Below are 6,356 nucleotides of genomic sequence, written 5' to 3'. Positions count from 1 at the left end.
TAAAACACCTTATGATCCGGGCCTAGCTGCCAAAATCACTTGATGGTTGAGACGGTATCTACGCGCGTTGCTTACATCCGCCCGAGATGCATGCCGGCGTCGAGCAGCAGCGTTTCGCCGGTGGTGATGGCAGCACCCGCGGCGAAATAGGCGATCGACTCGGCCACGTCTTCCGGCGTGCACACACGCGCCAGGGGCGAGTTGGCTTCGAGGCGCTCGATCATCGCGGTGTAGCGTTTTTCGCCCAGGCCTTCGGCCAACCAGCTACCGCGCACGAATCCCGGGCAGACAGCGTTCACGCGAATGGCCGGGCCGAGCGCGCGCGCCAGCGATTTGGTCACGGTGATCAGCGCGCCCTTGGAGGCGGCATAGGCGATCGAACTGCCAAAGCCCATCACGCCGGCGATAGAGGCCACATTCACGACGCTGCCCGTACCGGCGGCCTGCATCGCAGGCGCGACCGCGCGCACCATCTGGTAAGCGCCGACCGTATTCACGGCATAGAGATCCTGGAAATCCTGTGCGCTCAGGCCTTCGAGATTTTCATGCGCACAGAAACGGGTCGTGCCGGCGTTGTTGACCAGCGCATCGATACGGCCCCAGCGATCGAGGGCGGCGTCGGCCAGACCGCGACAATCGGCGTCCTCGGCGACATTGGCCTGCATAACGAGGGTATCGGCCCCCGAGGCTTGGCATTCGCTGGCGACCTGCTGGGCGGCGTCCGCGCTGCGTGAATAGTTGATGACGACGTTGTAGCCGCGTTCGGACAGCAGGCGGGCAGTGGCCGCGCCGATACCGGAGGAAGAGCCGGTGATGAGGGCGACGGGGCGTTCGTTGGGCATGCGCTGTTTCCTTGAGCAGGCCGCGCATGGTCAGGTGAGTCGGGCGCGGCGTGAATCCACGCCGCAGCATAGCCGATACTAGGAATCGAGTTGCCGATGGGCCGTGCGCTGGATGGTTTCCACCATCGAATACAGCCCGTTGCGGCGATTCATGGTGATGTGCTGTTCGAGGTTGAGATCGGCGAATACCTGGTTGATATCGATATCGGCGATTTCGCGCGGGGTCTTGTCGGAATAGATCATCAGCAGCACGCCGATGAGCCCGCGCACGATATGCGCATCCGAGTCGCCGCGAAAATGCAGCCGGTCGTCGTCGCTTTCGTCGGCCACCAGCCACACCTGGCTCATACAGCCGCGTACCCGCGTGGCCTCGTTGCGTTCTTCGTCGGCCAGCGGCTCAAGCTTGCGGCCCAGATCGATGATGAAGCGATAGCGCTCCTCCCAGTCGGGCAGCATCTCGAACGTGGCCTTGAGTTGCTCGATCTGTGTATCCATGGACTCGGGGCGCGCCGGTATGAGTGTTACCCCAAGGGTTGGGTCGGCACGACCTCCAGTCAAGCCATGAATCAAGGATGACGCTTTGAACGCGACCGGTTCAGGGCGCGGTCCGGGACAACGTTGTGCTTGGTCAGCCCTTGATTGATGGCCAGACGCACGAGATCGGCAACACTGTCGGCCGCCAGTTTGTGCTTTATTCGCAGCACATAGTTGGATACCGACTTGTGGCTCAACGACAGGGTCTGTGCGATCTGCGGGTTGCTGTGGCCATCGACGAGCAGCTGAAATACCTCGAACTCGCGCGCGGAAAGCGCTTTCACGGGGTTGTCGTGTATCGACAGCTCGCTCAACGCGATCGCCTGGGCAATGTCCTGGCTGAGATAGATCGAACCCTTGAGCACTTTCTCGATGCCTTCCAGCAGGCTCTGTGGTGGGCTGGTCTTGGTGATGTAGCCCATGGCGCCGGCCTTGAGCGCACGCGTCGCATAGGTCGGATCGTCGTGCATGGTGAACACCAGCACGGCGGTACGCGTGTCGTGGGCGTGCACGCGCCGCACGAGTTCGAGACCGCCCATATTGTCCATCGACAGATCCAGCACGATCACGCGCGGCGACTCGGCCAGAAACAATCGCCATGCTTCCTCACCCGATGCGGCTTCATGCGTGACGTGGTAGTCGCCGTGCGCGAGCAGTTCGCGGCACCCGCGCCGCACGATTTCGTGGTCGTCCACCAGCAGTATCGATGTAGTCATAGCTGAGCTTCGGCTTGCGGTCAGGGTGGCCGTCGCAGCCACCGTTTTCGTCACCATGCTAGCCAAGAGGTCGCTGGGACTTTCTCCCGTAATGACGTTGCCCGCGCTTGTTCGTATGGCGGTGATCTGGGGCGTGTCGAGGCGCCTGTCGGGTTCTTGCCAGGCGCTGTTGGCCGCAGCGATATCCCCTGTTGCCCTGGCAAGCCTTGTGTACTGGTAAGCGGCGGGAAGATATCCCAACACGCCAAGAACAATAGCCGTCCGAAATGGGAAACGATTCAACAAGATCGGTGAGTTTCGGCCGTATCGGCGAATCGGCCGTTGCTCTATACCTAGTAAAGCGTCATCGCGGTCGTCGCGAGATGAAAAAACAAAGCAAAACAATAAGTGCAATGAGGAGATCAGCACATGGCACGAGCAAGGCGTACGTCGATACGCCAGGGCTGTTTTGCCCTGGCCACGGTATCAGTCTGTGTAGCAGCGGTACCCGCCACGGCACAGCAAAGCCAGGGCGACAAACTAAACGAACTGTCCCAGAGCGAAGAAAACTGGGTCATGCAGTGCAAGAACTATGACTGCAACCACTTCAGTGAATCCACGCAGGTCAACACCGAAAACGTACAGAATCTGACCCCGGCCTGGTCGTTCTCCACCGGCGTACTCAACGGCCATGAAGGCGCGCCGATCGTCGTCGACGGGATGATGTACATCAACGGGCCGTATCCGAACAACGTCTTCGCCCTCGATCTGGACGATCCGAACCGGATCGTGTGGCAGTACAAGCCCAAGCAGGATCCGGCTGCACGCTCGGTGGCCTGCTGCGACGTGGTCAACCGCGGGCTGGCCTACTATCCGGGCGACGGCGATACGCCACCTCTGGTCATCGAAACGCTGCTCGACGGCCATCTGCTGGCGCTCAACGCCGAGACCGGCGAACAGTACTGGAAGCTCGAAGTCATGGATCCGTCGGTCGGCCAGACGCTCACGCAGTCGCCGTACGTGGTCAAGGACAAGGTGATCGTCGGTTCCTCCGGCGCGGAGCTCGGTGTTCGCGGCGTGGTGACCGCATTCAACGTCAAGACCGGCGAACAGGAGTGGCGTGCCTATGCCACCGGCCCGGACGAAGACCTGCTGCTCGCCGACGATTTCAATATCAACAACCCCCAGTATGGCCAGAAGGATCTGGGCACCAAGACCTGGGAAGGCGATGCCTGGAAGATCGGCGGCGGCACCAACTGGGGCTGGTATGCCTACGATCCGGAAGAAGAGCTGTTCTATTACGGCTCGGGTAACCCGGCGCCCTGGAACGAGACCATGCGCCCGGGCGACAACAAGTGGACGATGACCATCTTCGGTCGCGATCTGGAAACCGGCGAAGCCAAGTTCGGCTACCAGAAGACGCCGCACGACGAATGGGACTATGCCGGCGTCAACGTCATGATGCTCTCCGAACAGGAGATCGACGGCAAGAAGCGCAAGCTGCTGACCCATCCGGACCGCAACGGCATTCTCTACAGCCTCGACCGGACCAACGGTGACCTGGTGCGAGCCGACAAGATGGACGACACCGTCAACTGGGTGAAGCACGTCGATATGGAGTCCGGCCAGCCGGTACGCGACCCCGAGTACGGCACCCGGATGGATCATCGTTCGAAGGATATCTGCCCCTCGGCCATGGGTTATCACAACCAGGGTGTGGACTCCTACGACCCGAACCAGCAGCTGTTCTTCATCGGCATGAACCACCTGTGCATGGACTGGGAGCCCTACATGCTGCCCTACCGGGCCGGTCAGTTCTTCGTGGGCGCCAATGTATGGACCTATCCGGGCCCGAAGGGCAATCGCGAAGAAGGCACCGGCTCCGGTCAGGTCAAGGCGTATGACGCCAAGACCGGCGACTTCAAATGGGAAGTCATGGAGCGGTTCGCGGTCTGGGGCGGCACCACGGCAACCGCCGGCAACCTCGTCTTCTACGGCACGCTGGATGGCTTCATCAAGGCACGCGATTCGCGTACCGGCGAGCTGCTATGGAAGTTCAAGCTGCCCTCCGGCGTAATCGGGCACCCGATCACCTACATGCATGACGGCACCCAGTACGTCGGTATCAATTATGGCGTCGGTGGCTGGCCGGGCGTGGGGCTGGTCTTCGATCTGAACGATCCGTCGGCCGGTTTGGGTGCGGTGGGCGCGTTCAAGGAACTGGCCAACCATACCCAGATGGGCGGCGGTTTCATTGCCTTCTCGCTGGATGGCAAGAGCCCGTATACGAAGGACATTCAGACCGGCGAGTACCAGGTGCAGAGCGCCTCCGCCGGCGACGATCGACAGGCCAGCAATTGATTCTGGCCCGATGACCTTAGGGGCGGCGGGTGTTGTGGCCCGCCGTCCTTCTCTCTTATCGATCGGAGTGTTCGAGCATGACAGCTACAGGCAAGTTGCTGAGTCTGGCTGCGGTGTCCGCCATCGTGGTCACAGCGTCCGCCCAGGTATCCGCGGCCGAGCCGCTGCGTATCTGTGCCGCCAAGAACGAGTTGCCATTTTCCGCGAGCGACGGCAGTGGTTTCGAAAACCGGATCGCCGAAATCGTGGCAAAGGAAATGGGGCGTGAGGCCGAATTCGTATGGGCCGACGACCCGGGCATCTATCTGGTGCCCAACTATCTTAACCAAGACAAGTGCGATGTGATCACGGGCGTGGATGCAGGCGACCCGCGTGTGGCCACCACCGAGGCCTATTACCGCTCAAGCTATGTATTCATCTATCCCGAAAATGACGGTGTGACGGTCACCGACTGGGACAGCCCGGATCTGGCCCGGATGACGCGCTTTGCGGTATCGCCCTACAGCCCCGTCGAGCCGAAGCTGCGGGACATGAACAAGTGGGACGACAACCTCAACTACATGTACTCGCTGATCGGCTTCAAGTCGCGACGCAACGAGTACGTCCGTTATGACCCCGAAAAGATGATTTCGGAAGTCGTCGATGGGGAAGCTGACATCGCCATTCTCTGGGGCCCGGAAGCCGCCCGCTATGTCGAGGCCAGCGACGAACCCCTGACCATGAACATCGTGCCGGATACCCGCACGCGCCGTGATGAAACGCTGGAATTCAGCTATGGCCAGTCCATGGCCACGCGCGAAGACGATACGCAGCTGCGCGATGCGCTCGAGCAGGCATTGCAATCCGGCCGCGACGAAATTCATGCGGTATTGGTCGACGAGGGATTTCCGTTGCTTGACCAAGACAAGGCGGCGCAGTCAGGGCAGGCCCCGGTACAGCGCAAGGGAGAATCGTCCTGATGCGTTATGGCAGATATCGAATATTGGCTGCGGCCGCGCTCGTGCTGGCCGGCGTCGCCACACTCGCCGGCGCTGCACAGACCTTTCGTAACACCCTCGACGGTCAGGTACTGGATTTGTCCAAGGCCGAAGTGGGCGACAACCCGGACGCGGTCGAGCAGTTCGTAAAGACCGGCAAGAACCCACTCAACGGCAACGACGAAGCTGTGCAGAAGGGCAAGGATGAGTTTCTGGTCGCTTGTGCCGGCTGCCATGGCCATCACGCCAAGGGCAAGATCGGGCCGTCGCTGGTCGACGACTACTGGACCTACGAAACCAACATGACCGACGCCGGCCTGTTTTCCACCATTTTCGGTGGCGCCCGAGCCCAGATGGGACCTCACTACATGTCGATGAGCAAGACCGAAATGCTCGAGACCATGGCCTATATCCGGAGCATCTATGAAGGCAAGGCCTCCAAGGCGAAGTGGCTGACGCTGGAAGAAAAGAAGGCGTTGCTCAAAAAGCGCAAGGCAGACGCCGCGGCCGGCGACGACGCGGGCTGATCAAAGCGCACGGGAAAAAAGCCCAGGCGATAACAAAAAAGGAGATATCAACATGTGTAAACGCAATCTGATTATCGGCACCGTGCTCGTGACTCTCGGTGGCGCTATGGGAATCGGTACGGCGCTCGCCTACGACGGCACCAACTGCAGCGAGCCCGGGGTGTGCTGGGAGCCCAAGCCCGGCTATCCGGACAAGATCGAAGGCAGCAAGTACGACCCGAAGCACAGCGAAAGCGAGCTCAACAAGCAGCAGGAATCCATTCAGGGCATGGAAAAGCGCAACGCCATGCGCGTCGAGCATTTCAAGAAAACCGGTGAATGGATCAACGACGCCGATGAACTGGAACTCCAGCAGTCGATGAACGAAGACGAGCAAAGCTAGCGTTGCGCGCGTGAGCGAGCCGTGGCCGCAGGCGCGTC

Annotated in this window: 7 protein-coding genes; 4 read left to right on the top strand and 3 right to left on the bottom strand. The window is 60.8% G+C overall.

Annotation, left to right across the window (positions count from 1 at the left end; genetic code table 11):
* Positions 1-71: 71 nt before the first annotated feature.
* The 3 genes from S4A8_RS17060 to S4A8_RS17050 all read right to left on the bottom strand — a co-directional run bounded on the left by S4A8_RS17060 (position 72) and on the right by S4A8_RS17050 (position 2,092).
* Positions 72-842 carry an SDR family NAD(P)-dependent oxidoreductase gene (locus S4A8_RS17060; RefSeq protein ID WP_353221053.1) on the bottom strand — a complete coding sequence of 257 codons (771 nt, stop codon included), beginning with the start codon at positions 840-842 and terminating at the stop codon, positions 72-74.
* Positions 843-920: 78 nt separating this feature from the next.
* Complete coding sequence (locus tag S4A8_RS17055; RefSeq protein ID WP_353180728.1) at positions 921-1,337, bottom strand: SufE family protein; 417 nt, start codon at positions 1,335-1,337, stop codon at positions 921-923.
* Between the two features lie 71 nt (positions 1,338-1,408).
* On the bottom strand, positions 1,409-2,092 hold the full coding sequence (locus tag S4A8_RS17050) for a response regulator (protein ID WP_353180729.1): 684 nt from the start codon (positions 2,090-2,092) through the stop codon (positions 1,409-1,411).
* A gap of 408 nt (positions 2,093-2,500) precedes the next feature.
* Here S4A8_RS17050 and S4A8_RS17045 point away from each other — a divergent pair, with 408 nt between their 5' ends.
* The 4 genes from S4A8_RS17045 to S4A8_RS17030 all read left to right on the top strand — a co-directional run bounded on the left by S4A8_RS17045 (position 2,501) and on the right by S4A8_RS17030 (position 6,318).
* The gene (locus tag S4A8_RS17045) at positions 2,501-4,432 is read left to right on the top strand and encodes a methanol/ethanol family PQQ-dependent dehydrogenase (RefSeq protein WP_353180730.1); all 1,932 of its coding nucleotides are present in this window, start codon (positions 2,501-2,503) and stop codon (positions 4,430-4,432) included.
* A 77-nt stretch (positions 4,433-4,509) separates the two neighbouring features.
* The gene (gene moxJ, locus S4A8_RS17040) at positions 4,510-5,391 is read left to right on the top strand and encodes a methanol oxidation system protein MoxJ (protein WP_353180731.1); all 882 of its coding nucleotides are present in this window, start codon (positions 4,510-4,512) and stop codon (positions 5,389-5,391) included.
* The gene (gene moxG, locus S4A8_RS17035) at positions 5,391-5,936 is read left to right on the top strand and encodes a cytochrome c(L), periplasmic (RefSeq protein WP_353180732.1); all 546 of its coding nucleotides are present in this window, start codon (positions 5,391-5,393) and stop codon (positions 5,934-5,936) included. Before moxJ ends, moxG begins: the two co-directional genes overlap by 1 nt.
* Positions 5,937-5,988: 52 nt before the next feature.
* The gene (locus tag S4A8_RS17030) at positions 5,989-6,318 is read left to right on the top strand and encodes a methanol dehydrogenase [cytochrome c] subunit (RefSeq protein ID WP_502950755.1); all 330 of its coding nucleotides are present in this window, start codon (positions 5,989-5,991) and stop codon (positions 6,316-6,318) included.
* Positions 6,319-6,356: the final 38 nt, after the last annotated feature.

The organism is Salinisphaera sp. S4-8, from assembly GCF_040361235.1.
Lineage (GTDB): Bacteria > Pseudomonadota > Gammaproteobacteria > Nevskiales > Salinisphaeraceae > Salinisphaera.
This window is presented reverse-complemented; position numbering and strand designations above follow the sequence as displayed.

Coding starts and splice junctions, on each gene's coding strand:
- S4A8_RS17060 (WP_353221053.1), bottom strand. CDS start 842: ATGCCCAACGAACGCCCCGTCGCCCTCATCACCGGCTCTTCCTCCGGT.
- S4A8_RS17055 (WP_353180728.1), bottom strand. CDS start 1,337: ATGGATACACAGATCGAGCAACTCAAGGCCACGTTCGAGATGCTGCCC.
- S4A8_RS17050 (WP_353180729.1), bottom strand. CDS start 2,092: ATGACTACATCGATACTGCTGGTGGACGACCACGAAATCGTGCGGCGC.
- S4A8_RS17045 (WP_353180730.1), top strand. CDS start 2,501: ATGGCACGAGCAAGGCGTACGTCGATACGCCAGGGCTGTTTTGCCCTG.
- moxJ (WP_353180731.1), top strand. CDS start 4,510: ATGACAGCTACAGGCAAGTTGCTGAGTCTGGCTGCGGTGTCCGCCATC.
- moxG (WP_353180732.1), top strand. CDS start 5,391: ATGCGTTATGGCAGATATCGAATATTGGCTGCGGCCGCGCTCGTGCTG.
- S4A8_RS17030 (WP_502950755.1), top strand. CDS start 5,989: ATGTGTAAACGCAATCTGATTATCGGCACCGTGCTCGTGACTCTCGGT.